Raw genomic sequence first — 17,566 nt, 5'->3', positions numbered from 1 at the left:
TGGTTGGCGACCGCCCTACACGCCTGACGCACCGCGCGCCAAGCCTTCTTGCCGCGCTATCCCGCGCTCACCAGCGTACCCGCGCCGCGGGCGGTGAAGAACTCGAGCAGCATCGCATGCGGCACGCGCCCGTCGAGCACGACCGCCGCCTCGCAGCCCGCCTCGACCGCTTTCACGCAGGTTTCGAGCTTGGGGATCATCCCGCCGCTGATCGTGCCGTCTTCGCGCAAGCGCGCGATGTCCGCCGGGGTGAGGTCGGTGAGCAGCTTGCCAGCCTTGTCGAGCACCCCGGTCACGTCGGTCAGCAGCAGCAGGCGCGCCGCGCCCAGCGCCGCTGCGAGTGCGCCCGCCATGGTGTCGGCGTTGATGTTGTAGGTGTGCCCGTCCTCGCCCACGCCGATCGGCGCGACCACCGGAATCATGCCCGCCGCCGTCGCGGTTTCGAGTACGGTCGTGTCGACCTGTGATGGCTCGCCGACATAGCCGAGGTCGAGCGCCTTCTCGATGTTGCTGTCAGGGTCCTTGACCGTGCGCGCCAGCTTGGTCGCCGTCACCAGCCCGCCGTCCTTGCCGCTGATGCCGATGGCCTTGCCGCCGGCGCGCGCGATCGAGCCGACGATCGCCTTGTTGATCGCGCCCGAGAGGACCATTTCGGCGACATCCGCGGTCTGCTTGTCGGTCACGCGCAGGCCGTCGACGAAGGTCGTCTCGACCCCCAGCTTTTCGAGCATGGCACCGATCTGCGGACCGCCGCCGTGGACCACCACCGGGTTGATGCCGACCGCCTTCAGCAGCACCACGTCCTCAGCGAATTCGCGCGCGGCGTTCTCGTCGCCCATGGCGTTGCCGCCGTATTTCACCACGAAGCTCTTGCCGGCATAGCGCTGGAAGTAGGGCAGCGCCTCGATCAGCGTTTCCGCCTTGGCGTGGATCTCGGGGCCGATGGGGCTGTCAGGGGCCATGGATGGCGTCTCCGGTAATGCGCTGCGGTGCCCCTAGCGGGGTGCAGGGGCGCGGGAAAGCCCGTTTGCGCGGGCGCCACCGCGGTGGCAGGAGGGCGCCATGCCGCGCCCGCCCCGCTTCGATGCCGCCTGGCAGCGCCGCCTCCGCTGGCGCGCGCGATGGCGCACGGCCTTGCCCTTCGCGCTGCTCGGCGTGCTCGTGGGCGTATGGCTGTTCGTCGGCCAGCCGCTGCGCGAGCGCGAGTGGAGCACGGTGCGCACCCACTTCGCGCTCTGCGGCCCCGGCCCCACCGGACCATGCGTGGTCGATGGCGACACGCTGCGCTTCGGCCGCCTCCACAGCGACCGGCGGGTACGCCTGACCGGCTTCGACGCGCCCGAGATGGACGGCTTGTGCGAGGCCGAGCGCGCCCGGGCCCGCGCGGCGCAGGCCGAGCTCCACCGCTGGCTGGCCGAGGGGCCGTTCGCGTGGAGCGGCGGCAGCGACCCGCCGCGCGACAAGTACGGCCGCGAGCTGCGCGAGGCGCGGCGCGGCGACGACCGGCTCGCCGACCACATGGTCGCAGCCGGCCTCGCCGCAGGCGACGGCTGGGGCGAGCGCGCCATCGACTGGTGCAGCTGAGCCCGCATGTAGGACAATTGTAGGAGCCGCCTCCGGCCAGTCCCGCGACATGGACCGCCTGTTACACGGTCCATCGGCAAAAAAGCCGCCCGCACGCACAACGGCCCGCATCCGGGTGGGGACACGGGCCGTGACGGGTCGCGATCATGCCCCGCTTGGAGCATATCCGGACCGCAGTAGGAAAGCGGCGATCTATTCCGCCGGCGTATTCATCGGGTCGACTGCCTCGCCCACCGTGCTGTCAGGCGCGGTGCCGGTCGCCTGCGCATCGGGCACGTTGGTCATCGGCGTATCGGGCGCGTCGACCGGGGCCGCGGCGGGATCGACATCGCTGACGATCAGCTCGCCGCCGCCTTCGTCGGTCGCGTCGGCTTCATAGGTGGTGTCCGCCGGTTCGCCGCAGGCGGCCAGCGACAGGGCGGCTGCCAGCGGCAGGACGGCGGGTGCGAATCTGCGGATCATATCTTGTCTCCTCACGCCAGGTGGACCCAATTGCCAACGGGTGCCGGGGACGGGGGTTCCTGATACGGCGCGGGCCCGCCGCGTGTCCGGATGGCTCCCGAGGCCCGGCAATTTGCGCTTTGCGAAGTCCGGCAGGCGGGATAGCGCGGATGCCATGACCCTCGCCCGCCTCATCGCCCCGCTCGCCGCACTAGCCCTGTCCGCCTGCGCCCACACCCCAGCCGCTCCCCCGCAGGACGCCTTCTGGTCCGCGCTGCAGAGCCATTGCGGCACGGCCTATGCGGGCGAACTGGTGAGCGAGGATGCGCGCGATGCCGACTGGGCGGGCAAGCGCATGATCGGCCACTGGGCGCAGTGCAGCGCCGACCGGGTCGCCATCGCCTTCCATGTCGAGGACCCGGAAGCGCCCGGTGGCTGGAACCGCAGCCGCACCTGGATCGTGACGCGCGAAATCTACGAGAACGCCGCGCAAACCACGACCGTCCTTACCCTCAGGCACGACCACCGCCATGCCGACGGCCATACCGATGCGGTGACCCAATATGGCGGGCTGACGCATGACCGGGGTTCTGCCCGCGCGCAGGACTTTCCGGTCGACATGATGTCGATCGCGCTGTTCGAGCGCGAGGGGCTGGCCGCCTCGCTCACAAACGTATGGCGGATCGAGGTCGACCCGGAGGGCACGCCCGATGCGCGCTTCGCCTACCAGCTGACCCGCCGCAACGACCCCACGCGCCGCTTCCGCGTGGAGCTGGACGCGAGCCGGCCGGTGCCCGTGCCGCCGCCCGCCTGGGGCTGGTGAGGCCCGCCAGGATGAACGGCAGATAAACCTGCGCTAAACCGCGGATGAACGGGCTCCTCCGGCCATTTTCGGGGCGCGTTTTGTCGCAATTTGCGGGGCCGTTGCGGCCATCCCTCGTTAGCATTGCTCCATGACAGAAAAACAGGAGTTGCCGTCATGAAGAAGTTTGCCACGATTACCGCCGCCGCCCTCATCACCGCCGGCATGGCCACCGGTGCCAGTGCCCAGCTCGTCGGTCAGGTAACCGGCAACGCGAGCGCGGGCGTCGGCGCCTCGGTCGATCCCGCCACCACGCTCGACCGGGTCGAGCGGACCACGACCCGGGTGCAGGGCACTGCCGAGCAGGCTGCCGAACGCGCGAAGACCCGCGTCGAAACCGCCACGACCCGCGCCAGCGAGGCGCTCGACACCACTGCCGAGCGGGCGCAGGAGCGCGCCGATGCGACGCTCGATCGCAAGGCGAAGGCCGGCGTCGGCAGCGATGCCGTGATCGTTGCGGAAACGCCCGCTGCCAGCGCCTCTGCCGAAGTGCAGGCCGACGTCGCGGCGGAGGCCGATCCCAAGCGCTGACTCCGGTCACGCAATCCGATGGAGCGACGGGTTCCCCCTCCCCCCCCGCGTCCGCTCCACACCCCGAAGGGCGGCAGGCGACTGCCGCCCTTTTCGTGCGCGCCGGGATCAGTAGATCGGTTCGCAGGCGAGGCCGTCGCCGTCGCCGTCCATCTCGGGGCGATAGCCGGGCTCGCCATAGCGCAGCGGCGCCTTGCCCGCCGCGCGCACCTGGTCGCAGCCGGGGTAATAGGCGCTGGCCATCAGCGCATCGACCTCGGCCCGCTGCTCGGGTGTGAGCGGCGTGGGGATGCTCAAGTAGAAATAGGTGCCCAGCGCGATCAGCAGGACATTGGCGATCGCCCCGGTCCACAGCTTCTCCGAGAACCCTGCTTTACGCGTCTTGTGCCGGAACAGTGCCCGCCCCGCGAGCGCGCCGCCGAGCCCGCCCAGCATGACCCACAGGACGAAGGTATCCTCGCGAATGCGCCAGCCCCCGTTCTCCGCCTGCGTCTTGTCGTAGCCGAACAGCATGAAGGCGACGAAATTGGCGATGATCAGCCAATAGGTCGCCAGCTCCAGAAACTGCATCAGCGTCACGGTGAGAGGTCCCTTTTCCCGAGGGCGATGCGGTTAGCGGGAATGCGCGGCTAGGGATTGGCGATTTTCGCCATTGGGGCGCGGTTTGAGCGGAGTGAGTGCCTTTACCGCTCGACCAAATGCCAAAGCCACCCTACGCCCAAGCCGACGAAGGGTGCAAAGCCCAACACGACCCACGGCCACCGCGCGCGCTTGAGGGCGGGTGGCAGCGGGAGGCGCAGACCACTGTCGGTGAAGACGGTTTCGCTGATGCGGGGTGGTTTTTGCGACAATCTACGTATTTGCTCTCAGAATCATTTGGGAAATAGGACGACTACTCCCACCCTTCACGCAAATCCTCTCGATTGCAGCGTTCGCAACGCACCGGGACCAATCGTACTCGTCTCAAATCTGCTTCTTGCCGATCCATAACCTCAGTCTCAAAACGATGACCGCAGCTGAGGCACCTGTATCTAATCATCCTTGGCATATGTGATCCCAACCTTGGCCAGAAGGTCATCCCAAATCTGTTGTGCCAAGTCTCTCGCCGTCATAAGCCCACTTTGATCACCGTACATATGAGCAAAGCCACCCCCGCTCCAGAAGAGCTGGTACTCATCTGATTTGACCGAAAATCCTCCGTGCGAGACGTTCTCTTCAAATCGTTCGCCGTATTGAACATTGATACCGCCAAACATGCCACCTTGGCGAATGTGTACGGTTTCGAACGCTCTTCCGTACCCACGGTTGATCACCGTGCACGAGAAGTGCCTTTCGGACCGAGTTAGCCGACACTCGACTGAGTCAAGGTTCGCGATCTCGGCGGCTGATGCCTCAAAGAAGCGAAATACTTCCTCATAGGACTGCTCAATGAAGTCGCGCCTATCAACCGCGTCAAATTCGCGTTTCGCGCGATAACGTGGAGGTTTGTAACCCTCAGCTTTTTCCAAAGAGTTCTCACCCACCTCGGTTATAACTTTAGATGACTTTCTAGCTTCCGCGCAAAGACGCCTGAGCTTCTGCGCAACCTCTAAGAATGCCACATCTTGATTGGTGAACTCAGTAATCGCTTTCCCATCTTTAGGTAGAGCTGTAAACTTTGCGAGGGGAGTGGCGAGCCAGTCACATGGACGAAAGATCACTGGCACAATTCGCATAGAGCCGTCCAGTTCTCGCTCGATCGCCTTCTCGAATTCCTGCTCATAAGCATAATTAGAAGCGATCCAATCTGGACTCGCACAAGCCAGAAAAATATCGGCGTCAGCCAATTGAGCCGATATTTCAGAATCAAAACGACCCCCCGCCAAGATTTCTCTATCGTACCAAGTATCAATCGTCCCATCACGTCGAAGTTGCGCGAGATGCTTATGCAGCTTGTCGAGGATAGTCTCGTCGGTATGACAATAGGAAATGAAAGCTTTCATCATTTTTAAGCTAATAGATTTGTCTGCTCTCCTTGTGAACCCAGCCCGTTCGCACTTCGCTCCATCAGGAGAGCCTCACTCCGCCGCCACGCTCCCGGCCTCATCCCCGAACAGGCCCGGGCCTTCGTCGCCGGCGCCGTCTTCCTCGTTCGCGGCCTTGGCCTTGTTGCGCTTGTCGAAGCTCGACCAGACGTCGTTCCAGTTGCCGCGGGTCGCGCCCTTGGAATATTCGGTCGCGCGCTGTTCGAAGAAGTTGGCGTGCTCCACGCCGTTGAGCAGCGGGGCGAGCCAGGGCAGCGGGTGGTCCTCGATCATGTAGATCGGCGGCAGGCCCAGCTGGCCCAGGCGCCAGTCCGCGATGTAGCGGATATACTTCTTGATTTCCTTCGGCGTCATGCCGCTGACCGGGCCCATTTCGAAGGCGAGGTCGATGAAATTGTCTTCCAGCCGCACCGACTTCTGGCAGATGTCGATGATGTCTTCCTTGACCGCCTTGGTGTAGCAGTCGCGCTCGCGCACGAATTCGTGGAACAGGCGCACGATGCCTTCGCAATGCAGGCTCTCGTCGCGGACCGACCAGCTGACGATCTGCCCCATGCCCTTCATCTTGTTGAAGCGCGGGAAGTTCATCAGCATGGCGAAGCTGGCGAACAGCTGCATGCCTTCGGTGAAGCCGCCGAACGCCGCCAGCGTGCGGGCGATATCCTCGTCCGTGTCGACGCCGAAGACCTGCAGATAATCGTGCTTGTCCTTCATTTCCTCGTATTCGAGGAAGGCCGAATATTCGCTTTCGGGCATGCCGATCGTGTCGAGCAGGTGGCTGTAGGCCGCGATGTGCACCGTCTCCATGTTGGAGAAGGCGGTGAGCATCATCTTCACTTCCGTGGGCTTGAACACGCGGCCGTACTTGTCGTGGTAGCAATCCTGCACCTCGACGTCGGCCTGGGTGAAGAAGCGGAAGATCTGGGTGAGCAGGTTGCGCTCGTGCTCGGTGATCTTCTGCGCCCAGTCGCGGCAGTCTTCGCCCAGCGGCACTTCTTCGGGCATCCAGTGGATCTGCTGCTGGCGCTTCCAGAACTCGTAGGCCCACGGGTATTCGAAGGGCTTGTAGGTCTTTCTGGCTTCGAGCAACGACATCTTGTGGTCTCCGGGTTCCGCGTGGACGACTCATATAGGGAATCACAGGCCGGATTCGAAGGCAAGGGGTATCGATTCGGCGGGGATAAGCTGTGCGGTTTTTTGCATCGGGCAAAGTGCCGCGCGGCGGGGAACGCGATGCGGGTTTGCGCCGTTGAGCAGACAGACCGGCGCAGACCGGTTCCGGGAAGTGCGGGCCCTAGTCCGGTTTCCCCTTTTGCGGGCAAAAGCCCGCACCCCGGTGCCTCGTCCCTCCCTCAGGGGCGGGGCACTAAGGTTTCCGGCAACAGGCGATGATTCTTGCGGGGGCGCAACGAGCCGTGCGCGAGCCTCGACGAGCCGAGGAACGGATGCCCCTTCCCACCCGTTATTTAGACATAACCCACTCAGAAGAAAGGGAAACAATGTTTGAACGTATTCGCATCAAGGAACACATGGAGGTCGTCGATTTCAAGGGCCGCCACGTCGGCACCGTGGACGAGGTCAAGGACGACGCCATCAAGCTCACCAAGTCGGACAGCGCCGACGACATGCACCATTTCCTCAAGCTGGATGACGTCGAGAAGATCGACGACAACCGCATCTACCTGACCGAAGGTGCGCGCATTCCGGAAGGCCTCGGCAACAAGGCCGTGATGGAAAACGCCTGAGCGTAAATCCTTACCCGCTCCCTTCGTACGGAGCGAGAACCCCGCCGATCCCCGCGATCGGCGGGGTTTCGCGTTGTGGTGAACGGGCCGTTAGGACAATCCTTACCACTTCGCTGCGGACCGGCTTAACCCGCGCCCGATAGTTCCCGCAGCATGGACCGGGATCTTCCCACGCGCGAGCCGCAATTGCGGCAGATGGCCGAGGCGGCACTTGCCCGCCCCGGCGATGTCGCCGCGTGGCCGGCGAAGCTGCGCGAAGCGTGGGACGCGAAGCGCGACCGGAAGGGCGCTGCTGAGCTCGCCTTCCTCGCCAGGATGGGTCTGGCGGTGGCCCTGGCCTCGAGCGTCGTCGACTTTCTCGTGGTGAGCGAGGTGGCCTTTCAGGCGCTCCTGTTCCGCCTGCTGACCATCGCCCCCCTCACCGCCGTCGCACTGGTGCTGCTGCACAAGGGGCGGCCCGGCCCGGCGAAGGCGATAATCACGGTGACCATGTCGCTGTTCGCGGCGAGCACGATCTGGCTGTCGAGCTTCGCCACGTCCGACGTGATCGCGCGCTTCAGCATGGCAGTGGTCGTGCTGATGGTGATCGGGCTGCAGACCCTGCCGTTCTCCATGACGGAGAAGGTGCGCTTCGCGCTGGTCTTCTCGCTCGCCACCTTCGTCGCGGGGATTTTCCCGCACCCGCTGCCGCCGATCCTGCTGCTGCAGCACATGATCTTCTGCGCCATCGCGATGGTCGGCGGCCTCGTGCTGGCCCGGCGCATCTGGGACTATGAAGCGCGGGACTTCCTGCGCGGCCTGCAACAGCAATTCGATCGTGAGGCGCTGGAACAGAGCAATGCGCTGCTGCGCGAGCTGTCCGAAAGCGATCCGCTGACCGGCCTGCCCAACCGCCGCACCTTTGAGCGCGCCTTCGACGAGTGCCGCGCCAAGGCGGGCACGGGCACGATGGCGGTGATGATGATCGACCTCGACCGCTTCAAGGATTTCAACGACCGCTACGGCCATCAGGCCGGGGATCGCTGCCTGATGGAAGTCGCGCGCGCACTCGACCGCTGCATCCAGCCGCACGGCGGCCATGTCGCGCGCTTCGGGGGCGAGGAATTCGTCGCGCTGCTGCCCGAAACGGGCAAGTGCTACTGCGTGATTGTGGCCGAGGAAATGCGCCAGACGATCGCCGGCCTGGCGATTGCGGTGGGGCCGAAGGCCGAGGCGGGGATCACCGCCAGCATCGGGATCGCCCGCTCGCGCGGCGAGCACACGATGGGCGAGCTGCTCGCGCGGGCCGACGAGGCGCTCTACCGCGCCAAGCACAACGGCCGCAACCGCGTCGAACTGGCCTATGCGGCGGTGGAAGAGCTGGGGTGACCGAGGCAACGAGGAAGGGGCCGGTTGCCCTTCCGGACACCGGCCCCTCCCCTATCCTGTCCTTAGATCAGGATCGCCTCACTGGCAGGCGAGGCATTCCTCGTAATCGGTCTGCTCGGCACCGGCCGACAGTTCGATCTTGGCCGCATCGGCGGTGTTGTCCGCTTCCACCCCGCCCGCGAAGCCGGCGCGCTGCACGCTCTTGGAGCGCAGGTAGTAGAGCGACTTGATGCCCTTCTCCCACGCCTGGAAGTGCAGCATCATGAGGTCCCACTTGTCGACGTCGGCCGGGATGAACAGGTTCAGCGACTGCGCCTGGTCGATATAGGGCGCGCGGTCGGCGGCGAATTCGAGCAGCCAGCGCTGGTCGATCTCGAAGCTGGTCTTGAACGCGGCCTTTTCTTCCGCGGTCAGGAAGTCGAGGTGCTGGACGCTGCCGCCCTTTTCGAGGATCGAGTTCCAGATCGCGGTCGAGTTCTTCGACTTCTTGTCGAGGATCTTTTCGAGATACGGGTTCTTCACGATGAAGCTGCCCGACAGCGTCTTGTGCGTGTAGATATTGGCCGGGATCGGCTCGATGCAGGCGCTGGTCCCGCCGCAGATGATGCTGATCGACGCGGTCGGCGCGATCGCCATCTTGCAGCTGAAGCGTTCCATCGCACCGGTTTCTTCCGCGTCCGGGCACGGGCCGCGCTCGGTCGCCAGCACCAGCGAAGCCTCTTCGGCCTTGGCGCTGATGTGCTTGAACATCTTGAGGTTCCAGACCTTCGCCATCGGGCTTTCGAAGCCGATGCCTTTGGACTGGAGGAAGGAGTGGAAGCCCATCACGCCCATGCCGACGCTGCGTTCGCGCATGGCCGAATACTTGGCGCGGGCCATCTCGTCGGGCGCGCGGTCGATGTAGTCCTGCAGCACGTTGTCGAGGAAGCGCATCACGTCCTCGATGAAGCGCTTGTCGGTGTTCCACTCGTCCCACTTTTCGAGGTTGAGCGAGGAGAGGCAGCACACCGCGGTGCGATCGTTGCCGAGGTGATCGATGCCGGTCGGCAGGGTGATTTCGGCGCACAGGTTCGAGGTCGAGACCTTGAGGCCGAGTTCGCGGTGATGCTTGGGCATCATGCGGTTCACGGTGTCGGAGAACACGATGTAGGGCTCGCCGGTTGCCAGGCGGGTTTCCACCAGCTTCTGGAACAGCGAGCGCGCGTCCACGGTCTTGCGGACCGAACCGTCACGCGGGGACACGAGGTCGAATTCCTCGCCATTGCGGACCGCTTCCATGAAGGCATCGGTCACCAGCACGCCGTGGTGCAGGTTGAGCGCCTTGCGGTTGAAATCGCCCGAGGGTTTGCGGATTTCGAGGAATTCCTCGATCTCCGGGTGGGTGATGTCGATATAGCAGGCGGCCGAACCGCGGCGCAGCGAGCCCTGCGAAATCGCCAGCGTCAGGCTGTCCATCACGCGGACGAAAGGAATGATGCCGCTGGTCTTGCCGTTGAGGCCGACCGGTTCGCCGATGCCGCGGACATTGCCCCAGTAGGTGCCGATGCCGCCGCCCTTGGAAGCGAGCCACACGTTCTCGTTCCAGGTGTTGACGATGCCGTCGAGGCTGTCGCTGACCGAATTGAGGTAGCAGCTGATCGGCAGGCCGCGCGTGGTGCCGCCGTTCGACAGCACCGGGGTCGCCGGCATGAACCACAGGTTCGAGATATAGTCGTAGAGGCGCTGCGCATGCTCGGCATCGTCGGCGAAATAGTCGGCAACGCGGGCGAACAGGTCCTGGTACTTCTCGCCCGGGAGCAGGTAGCGGTCGGTCAGCGTTTCCTTGCCGAAATCGGTCAGCAGGGAATCGCGGCTCTCGTCGGTCTGCACGTCGAAACGGCGGTCGAGAACCTTCTTGGAATCTTCCTTCTCGGCAGCAGCCTTCATCGCGCCGGCCAGGGCTTCGCCCGCGGCGGCGCTCACCAGCGCTTCGCTACCCGTATCGCCCTTGTCCATCGCCACCGCCTTCTTGGCCTTGCTGTCGGTCGTGCCCGTATCCTCGGCGGTGTCCTGCAGATCCAGATCCAGTGCCATCGCCGTGTCGTCCCCGCTTTTGAAATCCATCGTGTGCCCCGCCGTTCGTAGCCGCAGTTTGTGCCCTGTGCGTGAAGCGGGCTTAGGCCCCGCGTTCCGCTTGTGTTCGAGTCGGCAGGCCGAAGACCCACCTAGCAATTTTCGTGTCGCCGGGGGTGAAAACTTATCCCCTTTTTCCCCACAGACCGGCACACAATCGGCGCACACCCCATATGGGAATGAACGCCGTGATAGCTAGGTCTAGTGGGTGCCCCCACGTACCCGACCACTAGATACTGAATCAGACGGGACTCGCGCGCAAGAGGGTCAACAAAGATTTAACTGCTCGCGAGGGCGCCCGAAGCAGGTGTCCTATGCTGCTGCAACGCAGCGACGCGTGGAGAAAGCTGGACTTGGCCGGTGCGCAAGCCGGAAAATGAATCCGTGAAAAAAATTATGCGGGCAAAAAGGATCATGCCGGGTTGAGATTCAATCGAATCCTGCCGCGAAACTTTGGAATCGGGGCGGGATATTCGACGGGCCCTTGGCGAGCGCATGAAGGGCCCCGGATACTGTCCGGAGCCCCTTAGCTCACTCGATGCGATCCCGGCACGGGGCGGCATTCCCGCAGATGAAAACCGCCCCGGTACCGAGACGGCTCCTGGCCTTTGCGGTCAGGAAACCGGGTGGCCCGCCATGGTCAGGGCGAGCACTGCCTTCTCGCGCGGGGAGCGCGCCAGCCGGTCCGCTTCCGCGCGCTCGAGCTTGTCCCGCATGCGCTTCATCTGCTTGTCGTTCGGGGCGACGATAATGTTGGCCTGGATCAGCTGGCCCTCGTCGATCCCGTAGGATTGCGGAGTGAGGCTGGTCAGGCGCGCAACGGCGCGACGCCCGAGCTGGTCGATCCGCCTCGAACCCGTACCGCCGAAGGTCGCAATATTGCGCGCCTTCCCGTCGGGGCCGCATTGGAAGCGGACGCTGGTGAAGCCGGTAATGCCGCTAGGGGCGACGAAATGAACCCGCTGCAACTGGACGCCGAGGTCGGCTTCGACGGTTTGAGCGAAGGCCGTGGCCGCTCTGGGCGACACGACGATTTCCTGCGAGGCGATCGGTACGGCGAGCACCGAGGCCGTCACGGCAGCGGAAATGGCGAAAATGGCAAATTTGTTCATGGGATCATCCTTCCATTCAAAAGAGGATGATCGGCCGCAGAGAGTATCACACAGGGCGCGACTCTTGATGTGTACGTGGGCGATGACGGTCTAGGGTCGATCGGCACCGAAGCTTCTGCGGACGTGCTCGGCGTGCATGAGGCTACGCCGATGCAGAGGCATGTCAAGAAAGCGTCAGAAAGCCTGTCGCGCCGATGCAAAGTTGGAATATTGCTTCTGCGCCGGCTTCGCTCGTGTCGGGGATTGCCAATATCGCAACCGCGCTTGGCAACCTTGCGAGGGTGGGACGCGGACCGACTCGGTCAGACAAACTTGCGGCGGACGAGCGCGGGCAGAGCGCACCGCACGTTTCGCCGCAAGCGAGGCACGGTTCGCGTCAGGCAGCGACCCGTGCATGCGCCGCGATGGCGTCGGCGACCTCGTCGACCAGCTCGAGCGGCAGGTCGTGACCCCAGCCGGGGATCGTCTTGAGCCGCGCGCCGGGAATGCTCGCCGCCGTGTCGCGCCCCCCTTCCACCGGGACCAGCGGATCGTCTTCGCCATGAAGGACCAGCGTCGGGACGCTGACATCCTTGAGCATCCCGCGCCGGTCGCCATCGGCCACGATCGCCGAAAGGTGCCGGGTCGGCCCCTCGGGGTAGATGCTGCGGCGGATGCTCGCGCGCGTACGCTCGCGCAGGCGTTCCTCGTCGGAGGGGTAGCCCGGCGAACCGATCGTGCGGGCCAGCATCACGCCGTGGTCGACCAGCACGTCCTCCTCCATGCTCTTGGGCCGCGTCACCAGCGCCTTGAGCGCTTCGGGCTTAGCTGCAGGCAGCTTGGGATTACCGGTGGTCGAGAAGATCGAGGTGAGCGACAGGCACCGCGCGCCGTGCCGTGCGGCGACATGCTGGGCGATCATCCCACCCATGCTCGCGCCGACGATATGCGCCTTGTCGATCCCGAGGGCATCGAGCAGGCCGACGCCGTCATCGGCCATGTCGGCCAGCGTGTAAGGCACCTTCGGGGTGAAGCCGAGCTTGGACAGCAGCGTCATCTTGATGAGGCCGGGGGCCTTCACCCCGTCGAACTTGTGACTGAGGCCGATGTCGCGATTGTCGTAGCGAATGACGCGAAAGCCGTGGTTGGCCAGCGCCTCGACCAGTTCGTCCGGCCACAGGGTGAGTTGCGCACCGAATCCCATGATCAGCAGCATCGGCGGGTGGGCCGGATCGCCGTGCTCTTCGTAATGGATCTCGATTCCGTTCGCAGTTGCCTTGGGCACCCGTTTCCTCCCCGTTTCGGCCTATGGTCCTGAAATTCACCGCAAAGCAGGGCGAATGTCCATCCGGAATATCGGCAAAGCGATATTCGCGATGGTTAACATGGACTTACGACACGCCTGCATTTGTCGCAGGCATACAAGCGGAGGACCGGGGACTACGGCATTCTACGCAGGGTGTGCCACTTGGCCGGGATGCGAGCTTGGACCGCAGGAAAGAAAATCGCAGCCAGACGCGCGAGAGCCTTCGCGCGCGGATCGCAGGCATCGAGGTCGCCTGCGTCATGCGCAACCTGTCGCAATCGGGCTGCCTGATCGATGGCACGGCCCTGCCCGGCGATATCGGCGCGCCCGTCGCGATCGATCTGCTGCCCGGCTTGACGGTCGAAGGCGAGGTCGCCTGGCAACTCGGCGAGAGCATGGGCATCTTCTTCCTGGCGCCCCTCCCGCTCAGCGTGGTGCAGGGCTTCGCCCTCGACGACTGGCCACTGCGCGCCGACTGGAGCCAGGCGGGAGATTAGGGCTATCAAACGGCAACGAACGCCCGGCGACGAATGCGCCGAGCGTCCGGACCTGATCGGGAGGCGTCGCGCCTAGCCGCCCAGCACGATCACATTGCGCACCCCGCTCGCGGCGAACCGTGCCCGGTCCAGCCGGGCCATCTCGGCGCGCAGGCGGTCGCGCTCCGCGAGGTTGGGGGCGAAGACGATATTGGCCTGGAAGGTCGCGTCGCGCACATTGGTGAGCGGCGCATCCTCGAAACCGCGCAGGTTCTGCACCGCAATCGTGGCCGCCCGCTCGGCACGGCGCGCACCGGAATGGTGCAGCGTCGTCACATCGGTCGGCTTGCCCTCCTCGTCGAGCGAGAAACGGACCTGCACGATGGCTGTCATCGGCCGCTCGCCGCGCACGCCGTCGGCCCGGATGAGGTGGCGGTCGAGCCTGGCGTTCATGGCGGCCTTCCATTCGCTCATCTTGCCCGGCGAGGTCACGACGATGTCGGGATCGTCGCCGGCCGAAGCCGGAATGGCGAATGCGGCCATGGCGATGGCGGGGGCGAAAAGAAGCTTGTTCAGGGTGTTCATCGGATCATCCTCCTTGGGGAACAGGGATGAACGGCCATGTCGGACCAGCAGCCGAGCACAGTCCCATAAGCTCGTGCAAAGGCTAGAATGGTCGATCGGACTGCCGCGCTCTGCGACAATTTCCGTCTTCGTGGAGACCATTTTCGAAACTAAGTTACAACCGCAAGTCGATGGATGGGCAATTCATGTCCATCAGCGACATATGTGATCGATTAGCGGCGAGGCGTCAGGGCACCAGCACCGTGTCGCGTGCGACCGTGTCTGTTTCCGGATAATCGAGAATGAAATGCAGTCCCCTGCTCTCGTGCCGACGCAGCGCGCTCTTCACGATCAGGTCGGCGCATTCGAGCAGGTTGCGCAGTTCGATCAGGTCCGTTGTGACCCGGAAGTGGCCGTAATAATCCTCGACCTCGTCACGCATCATGCGGATGCGGTGCGCCGCGCGCTCCAGTCGCTTGGTGGTCCGCACGATGCCGACATAGTTCCACATGAAGCGGCGGATTTCGGTCCAGTTCTGCTTGATGACCACCTCCTCGTCGGAATCGGTCACGCGGCTTTCGTCCCACGGCAGGATTTCGGGCGGGTCGTCGAGCTTGTCCCAGCATTCGAGGATGTCCTTCGCCGCCGCCTCGCCGAAGACGAAGCACTCGAGCAGCGAGTTGGAGGCAAGGCGGTTCGCGCCATGGAGACCGCTCTCGGTACATTCGCCTGCGGCCCAAAGGCCCGGCAGGTCGGTCCTGGCATCGAGCCCGATCTTCACGCCGCCGCAGGTGTAGTGCTGCGCGGGCACCACCGGGATCGGCCCCTTGGTCATGTCGATGCCGAGGCCCAGCAGCTTCTCGTGGATCGTGGGGAAATGCTCCATCACGAATTCGGGCGGCTGGTGGCTGATGTCGAGATGGACGTAGTCGAGGCCGTAGCGCTTGATCTGGTCGTCGTTGGCGCGCGCCACGATGTCGCGCGGGGCAAGTTCCATGCGCTCGGGGTCGTACTTCTCCATGTAGCGTTCGCCCGTGACCGGGTTGAACAGCCGCCCGCCCTCGCCGCGCACCGCTTCGGTGATGAGGAAGTTCTTGACCTCCAGATTGTAGAGGCAGGTCGGGTGGAACTGCATCATCTCCATGTTGGAAACGCGCGCGCCCGCCCGCCAGGCCATGGCGATCCCGTCACCCGTCGCGCCGCGCGGCGCGGTGGAGAACAGGTAGACGCGGCCCGCGCCGCCCGCCGCCAGCACGGTGGCGCGTGCGACATGCGTGACGACCTTCCCGCTCCCCTCGTCGAGCGCATAGGCGCCCCACACCCGGCCGGACCCTGAATAATCCTTCTGGTTGCGCCCGGTGATCAGGTCGACGCAGCTCTGGCCGGGCAGCAGCGTGATGTTCGGATTTTCCTCCGCCGCCTTGAGCAGCGCCGCCTGCACCGCCCAGCCGGTCGCATCGTTGACGTGGACGATCCGGCGATGCGAATGTCCGCCCTCGCGCGTCAGGTGAAGATCGCCTTCCTCGCGGTTGAACGGCACACCCAGCTCGCACAGCCGGTCAATCGAGGCGGGCGCGCGTTCGATCACGAACTCCACCGTCTCGCGATCGTTCAGGCCCGCGCCGGCGATCATGGTGTCGCGCACATGGTTTTCGAAGGTGTCGCCCGCGTCCAGCACTGCGGCAATACCGCCCTGCGCCCAGGCGGTCGACCCGCTCCTCAGATCGCCCTTGGCGAGCACGAGCACTTTCCTGCGCTCGGCCAAGGCCAAAGCCGCCGTCAGGCCCGCAGCGCCCGATCCGATCACGAGAACGTCATGTGTCGTTGTCATGCGCGCGTCATGCCTCCGCATTCGCCATGCGGCAAGCAGGGAACGCTTCGGCGCAGGACAACTTCAGTTGGCCGCGCATAGGGTTAAGGGACGAATCGACAGGGGATAAAACAACGGGATCGGAGGGTCGCATTCACATGGGACTGAATAGAATCGCCTGCGCGTTCGGGAAGCACAAGGTGGACCGCGAAGGCGTCAAACGCGCCGGCGGGCAGCAGGTCGGGCGTTGCCGCAACTGCAAGACGCCGCTGGAAGAGATCGAACCGCACAACTGGGCCGCGATGCGGGTCAAGGATGCGGGGCTGGGCCGCCGCGCCATATACTGAGGTTGGTTGGGGACTAGCCCGCGCCGGTAAGCTGGACGAACACGTCTTCCAGATCTGCCTCGCGGGTGGTCACATCCTCGATCGCATAGCCGTGCGACTGCACGATCGAGAGCACCTGTCCGGCGCTCGCCTTGTCGCGGTCGTAGGTGATCTCGAGCTTGCGCGGCTCGATCACCTCGGCGCGCACGAAGCCTTGCTCGAGGATCGGCCCGCCGAGGTCCTTGTCGACCGTGACGGAAACGACCTTTTCGCGCGCCATGCCGACGAGTTCGCGGGTCGGCTTTTCCGCGATCAGTTCGCCGTGGTTGATGATCGCGATCCGGTCGCACAGCTGCTCGGCTTCCTCGAGATAGTGCGTGGTCAGCACCACGGTCACGCCCTCGCGGTTGAGTTCGGTGACCAGTTCCCACAGCTGGCGACGCAGCTCGACATCGACGCCGGCGGTCGGTTCGTCGAGCACGAGAATCGGCGGCGAATGGACCATGGCCTTGGCGATCAGCAGGCGCCGCTTCATCCCGCCCGATAGCGTGCGCGCATAGGCATCGCGCTTGTCCCACAGGTGGACCGCCCTGAGCAGCTCCTCGCTCCGGCGCTCTGACTTGGGGATGCCGTAGAAGCCGCCCTGGTTCTCGAGTACTTCGAAGGGCGTGAAGAAGGGATCGAAAACGATCTCCTGGGGTACGATCCCGATGCTGCGCTTGGCGTTGCGCGGGTTCTCGGTGATGTCGAAGCCCCAGATTTCCGCACTGCCGCTCGTCTTGGTGACCAGCCCGGCGAGGATATTGATCAGGGTCGACTTGCCCGCACCGTTCGGGCCTAGTAGGCCGAAGATGCCGCCCTGCGGCACGTCGAAGCTCACCCCCTTCAGCGCCAGCTTTGGCTTCTCTCCCGGCCCCGGGGGGGCGTATTCCTTGACGAGATTGTCGATGCGAATGGCGGGCGGAGTGGTCATGCGGTTCACCTAGGCGCTTGAGGCCCACATAAAAACCCATTATCGGCGCTCGGCATGAGCCTGCCTCCCCCCGAAGTATCCAAGGTCACCACGCGCCGCGTGTGGTGCGACGGTGCAACCGACATCCGCACGGGCGAGAACTATCGCGCCGCTGCGCTCGGCCACCCCAAGGTCTATCTCGAGATCGACGAGCACGGCTATGTCGACTGCGGCTATTGCGACCGGCGCTTCGTGCTCGAAGGCGGGCCGGCGGACGGCGTCGACCAGTCGACGCTCATGGACATTTCCGAAGGCGGCGACCCGGGTCATCGCTAAGCCCCTCGCGTAACGGGCGCGGTGCACCTACATAGGGG

The 17,566-nt window shown here is 64.6% G+C and carries 19 protein-coding genes; 8 read left to right on the top strand and 11 right to left on the bottom strand.

Annotated elements, in window-relative coordinates; all coding sequences use genetic code 11:
• Positions 1-56: 56 nt before the first annotated feature.
• Positions 57-962 (bottom strand): acetylglutamate kinase, encoded by a 906-nt coding sequence (gene argB, locus K3172_RS03440; RefSeq protein ID WP_221587060.1) that lies wholly within the window; start codon positions 960-962, stop codon positions 57-59.
• 100 nt (positions 963-1,062) lie between these two features.
• Here argB and K3172_RS03435 point away from each other — a divergent pair, with 100 nt between their 5' ends.
• On the top strand, positions 1,063-1,584 hold the full coding sequence (locus K3172_RS03435) for a thermonuclease family protein (protein ID WP_221587059.1): 522 nt from the start codon (positions 1,063-1,065) through the stop codon (positions 1,582-1,584).
• A 192-nt stretch (positions 1,585-1,776) separates the two neighbouring features.
• On the opposite strand, the gene K3172_RS03430 is transcribed toward K3172_RS03435, so the two are convergent.
• Positions 1,777-2,046, bottom strand: coding sequence for a hypothetical protein (locus K3172_RS03430; RefSeq protein WP_221587058.1), 270 nt, complete (start codon positions 2,044-2,046; stop codon positions 1,777-1,779).
• 154 nt (positions 2,047-2,200) lie between these two features.
• Between K3172_RS03430 and K3172_RS03425 the strand changes: the two genes are divergently transcribed.
• Both K3172_RS03425 and K3172_RS03420 read left to right on the top strand, forming a co-directional pair.
• Entirely contained in the window at positions 2,201-2,848 is a 648-nt protein-coding gene (locus K3172_RS03425; RefSeq protein WP_221587057.1) for a hypothetical protein, read from the top strand.
• Between the two features lie 156 nt (positions 2,849-3,004).
• Positions 3,005-3,418 carry a hypothetical protein gene (locus K3172_RS03420; protein ID WP_221587056.1) on the top strand — a complete coding sequence of 138 codons (414 nt, stop codon included), beginning with the start codon at positions 3,005-3,007 and terminating at the stop codon, positions 3,416-3,418.
• A 108-nt stretch (positions 3,419-3,526) separates the two neighbouring features.
• Here the strand turns inward: K3172_RS03420 and K3172_RS15470 are convergent, their stop codons facing one another.
• The 3 genes from K3172_RS15470 to K3172_RS03400 form a co-directional block, all read right to left on the bottom strand.
• Positions 3,527-3,988, bottom strand: a complete 462-nt coding sequence (locus K3172_RS15470) for a DUF1294 domain-containing protein (RefSeq protein WP_247718032.1) — start codon at positions 3,986-3,988, stop codon at positions 3,527-3,529.
• Positions 3,989-4,449: 461 nt separating this feature from the next.
• Positions 4,450-5,403, bottom strand: coding sequence for a toll/interleukin-1 receptor domain-containing protein (locus K3172_RS03405; protein ID WP_221587055.1), 954 nt, complete (start codon positions 5,401-5,403; stop codon positions 4,450-4,452).
• Between the two features lie 72 nt (positions 5,404-5,475).
• Positions 5,476-6,537 carry a ribonucleotide-diphosphate reductase subunit beta gene (locus K3172_RS03400; protein ID WP_221587054.1) on the bottom strand — a complete coding sequence of 354 codons (1,062 nt, stop codon included), beginning with the start codon at positions 6,535-6,537 and terminating at the stop codon, positions 5,476-5,478.
• Positions 6,538-6,941: 404 nt separating this feature from the next.
• On the opposite strand from K3172_RS03400, the gene K3172_RS03395 reads away from it, so the two are divergent.
• Both K3172_RS03395 and K3172_RS03390 read left to right on the top strand, forming a co-directional pair.
• On the top strand, positions 6,942-7,187 hold the full coding sequence (locus tag K3172_RS03395; protein WP_221587053.1) for a DUF2171 domain-containing protein: 246 nt from the start codon (positions 6,942-6,944) through the stop codon (positions 7,185-7,187).
• Positions 7,188-7,340: 153 nt separating this feature from the next.
• Entirely contained in the window at positions 7,341-8,555 is a 1,215-nt protein-coding gene (locus tag K3172_RS03390; protein ID WP_221587052.1) for a GGDEF domain-containing protein, read from the top strand.
• Between the two features lie 78 nt (positions 8,556-8,633).
• Here K3172_RS03390 and K3172_RS03385 read toward each other — a convergent pair whose 3' ends face one another.
• The 3 genes from K3172_RS03385 to K3172_RS03375 all read right to left on the bottom strand — a co-directional run bounded on the left by K3172_RS03385 (position 8,634) and on the right by K3172_RS03375 (position 13,043).
• Positions 8,634-10,658, bottom strand: a complete 2,025-nt coding sequence (locus K3172_RS03385) for a ribonucleoside-diphosphate reductase subunit alpha (protein WP_221587051.1) — start codon at positions 10,656-10,658, stop codon at positions 8,634-8,636.
• A gap of 623 nt (positions 10,659-11,281) precedes the next feature.
• On the bottom strand, positions 11,282-11,779 hold the full coding sequence (locus K3172_RS03380) for a hypothetical protein (RefSeq protein WP_221587050.1): 498 nt from the start codon (positions 11,777-11,779) through the stop codon (positions 11,282-11,284).
• Between the two features lie 376 nt (positions 11,780-12,155).
• Complete coding sequence (locus K3172_RS03375; RefSeq protein ID WP_221587049.1) at positions 12,156-13,043, bottom strand: alpha/beta fold hydrolase; 888 nt, start codon at positions 13,041-13,043, stop codon at positions 12,156-12,158.
• 200 nt (positions 13,044-13,243) lie between these two features.
• Here K3172_RS03375 and K3172_RS03370 point away from each other — a divergent pair, with 200 nt between their 5' ends.
• Positions 13,244-13,561 (top strand): PilZ domain-containing protein, encoded by a 318-nt coding sequence (locus tag K3172_RS03370; RefSeq protein WP_221587048.1) that lies wholly within the window; start codon positions 13,244-13,246, stop codon positions 13,559-13,561.
• Positions 13,562-13,633: 72 nt separating this feature from the next.
• On the opposite strand, the gene K3172_RS03365 is transcribed toward K3172_RS03370, so the two are convergent.
• Together K3172_RS03365 and nadB are read right to left on the bottom strand one after the other, a co-directional pair.
• Positions 13,634-14,125 carry an energy transducer TonB family protein gene (locus K3172_RS03365; RefSeq protein WP_221587047.1) on the bottom strand — a complete coding sequence of 164 codons (492 nt, stop codon included), beginning with the start codon at positions 14,123-14,125 and terminating at the stop codon, positions 13,634-13,636.
• A gap of 226 nt (positions 14,126-14,351) precedes the next feature.
• Positions 14,352-15,935 (bottom strand): L-aspartate oxidase, encoded by a 1,584-nt coding sequence (gene nadB / locus K3172_RS03360; protein ID WP_221587046.1) that lies wholly within the window; start codon positions 15,933-15,935, stop codon positions 14,352-14,354.
• A gap of 137 nt (positions 15,936-16,072) precedes the next feature.
• Between nadB and K3172_RS03355 the strand changes: the two genes are divergently transcribed.
• Complete coding sequence (locus K3172_RS03355) at positions 16,073-16,261, top strand: hypothetical protein (RefSeq protein WP_221587045.1); 189 nt, start codon at positions 16,073-16,075, stop codon at positions 16,259-16,261.
• 13 nt (positions 16,262-16,274) lie between these two features.
• On the opposite strand, the gene K3172_RS03350 is transcribed toward K3172_RS03355, so the two are convergent.
• Entirely contained in the window at positions 16,275-17,213 is a 939-nt protein-coding gene (locus tag K3172_RS03350) for an ABC transporter ATP-binding protein (RefSeq protein WP_221587044.1), read from the bottom strand.
• 54 nt (positions 17,214-17,267) lie between these two features.
• Here K3172_RS03350 and K3172_RS03345 point away from each other — a divergent pair, with 54 nt between their 5' ends.
• Complete coding sequence (locus tag K3172_RS03345) at positions 17,268-17,528, top strand: zinc-finger domain-containing protein (protein ID WP_221587043.1); 261 nt, start codon at positions 17,268-17,270, stop codon at positions 17,526-17,528.
• The last annotated feature ends 38 nt before the right edge of the window (positions 17,529-17,566 follow it).

It is taken from the genome of Qipengyuania proteolytica (assembly GCF_019711565.1).
Taxonomy (GTDB): Bacteria; Pseudomonadota; Alphaproteobacteria; order Sphingomonadales; family Sphingomonadaceae; genus Qipengyuania; species Qipengyuania proteolytica.
The sequence above is the reverse complement of the archived record's forward strand: the minus strand, read 5'-3'. Positions and strand labels throughout refer to the sequence as shown.

Bases quoted from the DNA above. Each gene is read 5' to 3' on its own strand.
- argB (WP_221587060.1), bottom strand. From the start codon at position 962: ATGGCCCCTGACAGCCCCATCGGCCCCGAGATCCACGCCAAGGCGGAA.
- K3172_RS03435 (WP_221587059.1), top strand. From the start codon at position 1,063: ATGCCGCGCCCGCCCCGCTTCGATGCCGCCTGGCAGCGCCGCCTCCGC.
- K3172_RS03430 (WP_221587058.1), bottom strand. From the start codon at position 2,046: ATGATCCGCAGATTCGCACCCGCCGTCCTGCCGCTGGCAGCCGCCCTG.
- K3172_RS03425 (WP_221587057.1), top strand. From the start codon at position 2,201: ATGACCCTCGCCCGCCTCATCGCCCCGCTCGCCGCACTAGCCCTGTCC.
- K3172_RS03420 (WP_221587056.1), top strand. From the start codon at position 3,005: ATGAAGAAGTTTGCCACGATTACCGCCGCCGCCCTCATCACCGCCGGC.
- K3172_RS15470 (WP_247718032.1), bottom strand. From the start codon at position 3,988: ATGCAGTTTCTGGAGCTGGCGACCTATTGGCTGATCATCGCCAATTTC.
- K3172_RS03405 (WP_221587055.1), bottom strand. From the start codon at position 5,403: ATGATGAAAGCTTTCATTTCCTATTGTCATACCGACGAGACTATCCTC.
- K3172_RS03400 (WP_221587054.1), bottom strand. From the start codon at position 6,537: ATGTCGTTGCTCGAAGCCAGAAAGACCTACAAGCCCTTCGAATACCCG.
- K3172_RS03395 (WP_221587053.1), top strand. From the start codon at position 6,942: ATGTTTGAACGTATTCGCATCAAGGAACACATGGAGGTCGTCGATTTC.
- K3172_RS03390 (WP_221587052.1), top strand. From the start codon at position 7,341: ATGGACCGGGATCTTCCCACGCGCGAGCCGCAATTGCGGCAGATGGCC.
- K3172_RS03385 (WP_221587051.1), bottom strand. From the start codon at position 10,658: ATGGATTTCAAAAGCGGGGACGACACGGCGATGGCACTGGATCTGGAT.
- K3172_RS03380 (WP_221587050.1), bottom strand. From the start codon at position 11,779: ATGAACAAATTTGCCATTTTCGCCATTTCCGCTGCCGTGACGGCCTCG.
- K3172_RS03365 (WP_221587047.1), bottom strand. From the start codon at position 14,125: ATGAACACCCTGAACAAGCTTCTTTTCGCCCCCGCCATCGCCATGGCC.
- nadB (WP_221587046.1), bottom strand. From the start codon at position 15,935: ATGACAACGACACATGACGTTCTCGTGATCGGATCGGGCGCTGCGGGC.
- K3172_RS03355 (WP_221587045.1), top strand. From the start codon at position 16,073: ATGGGACTGAATAGAATCGCCTGCGCGTTCGGGAAGCACAAGGTGGAC.
- K3172_RS03350 (WP_221587044.1), bottom strand. From the start codon at position 17,213: ATGACCACTCCGCCCGCCATTCGCATCGACAATCTCGTCAAGGAATAC.
- K3172_RS03345 (WP_221587043.1), top strand. From the start codon at position 17,268: ATGAGCCTGCCTCCCCCCGAAGTATCCAAGGTCACCACGCGCCGCGTG.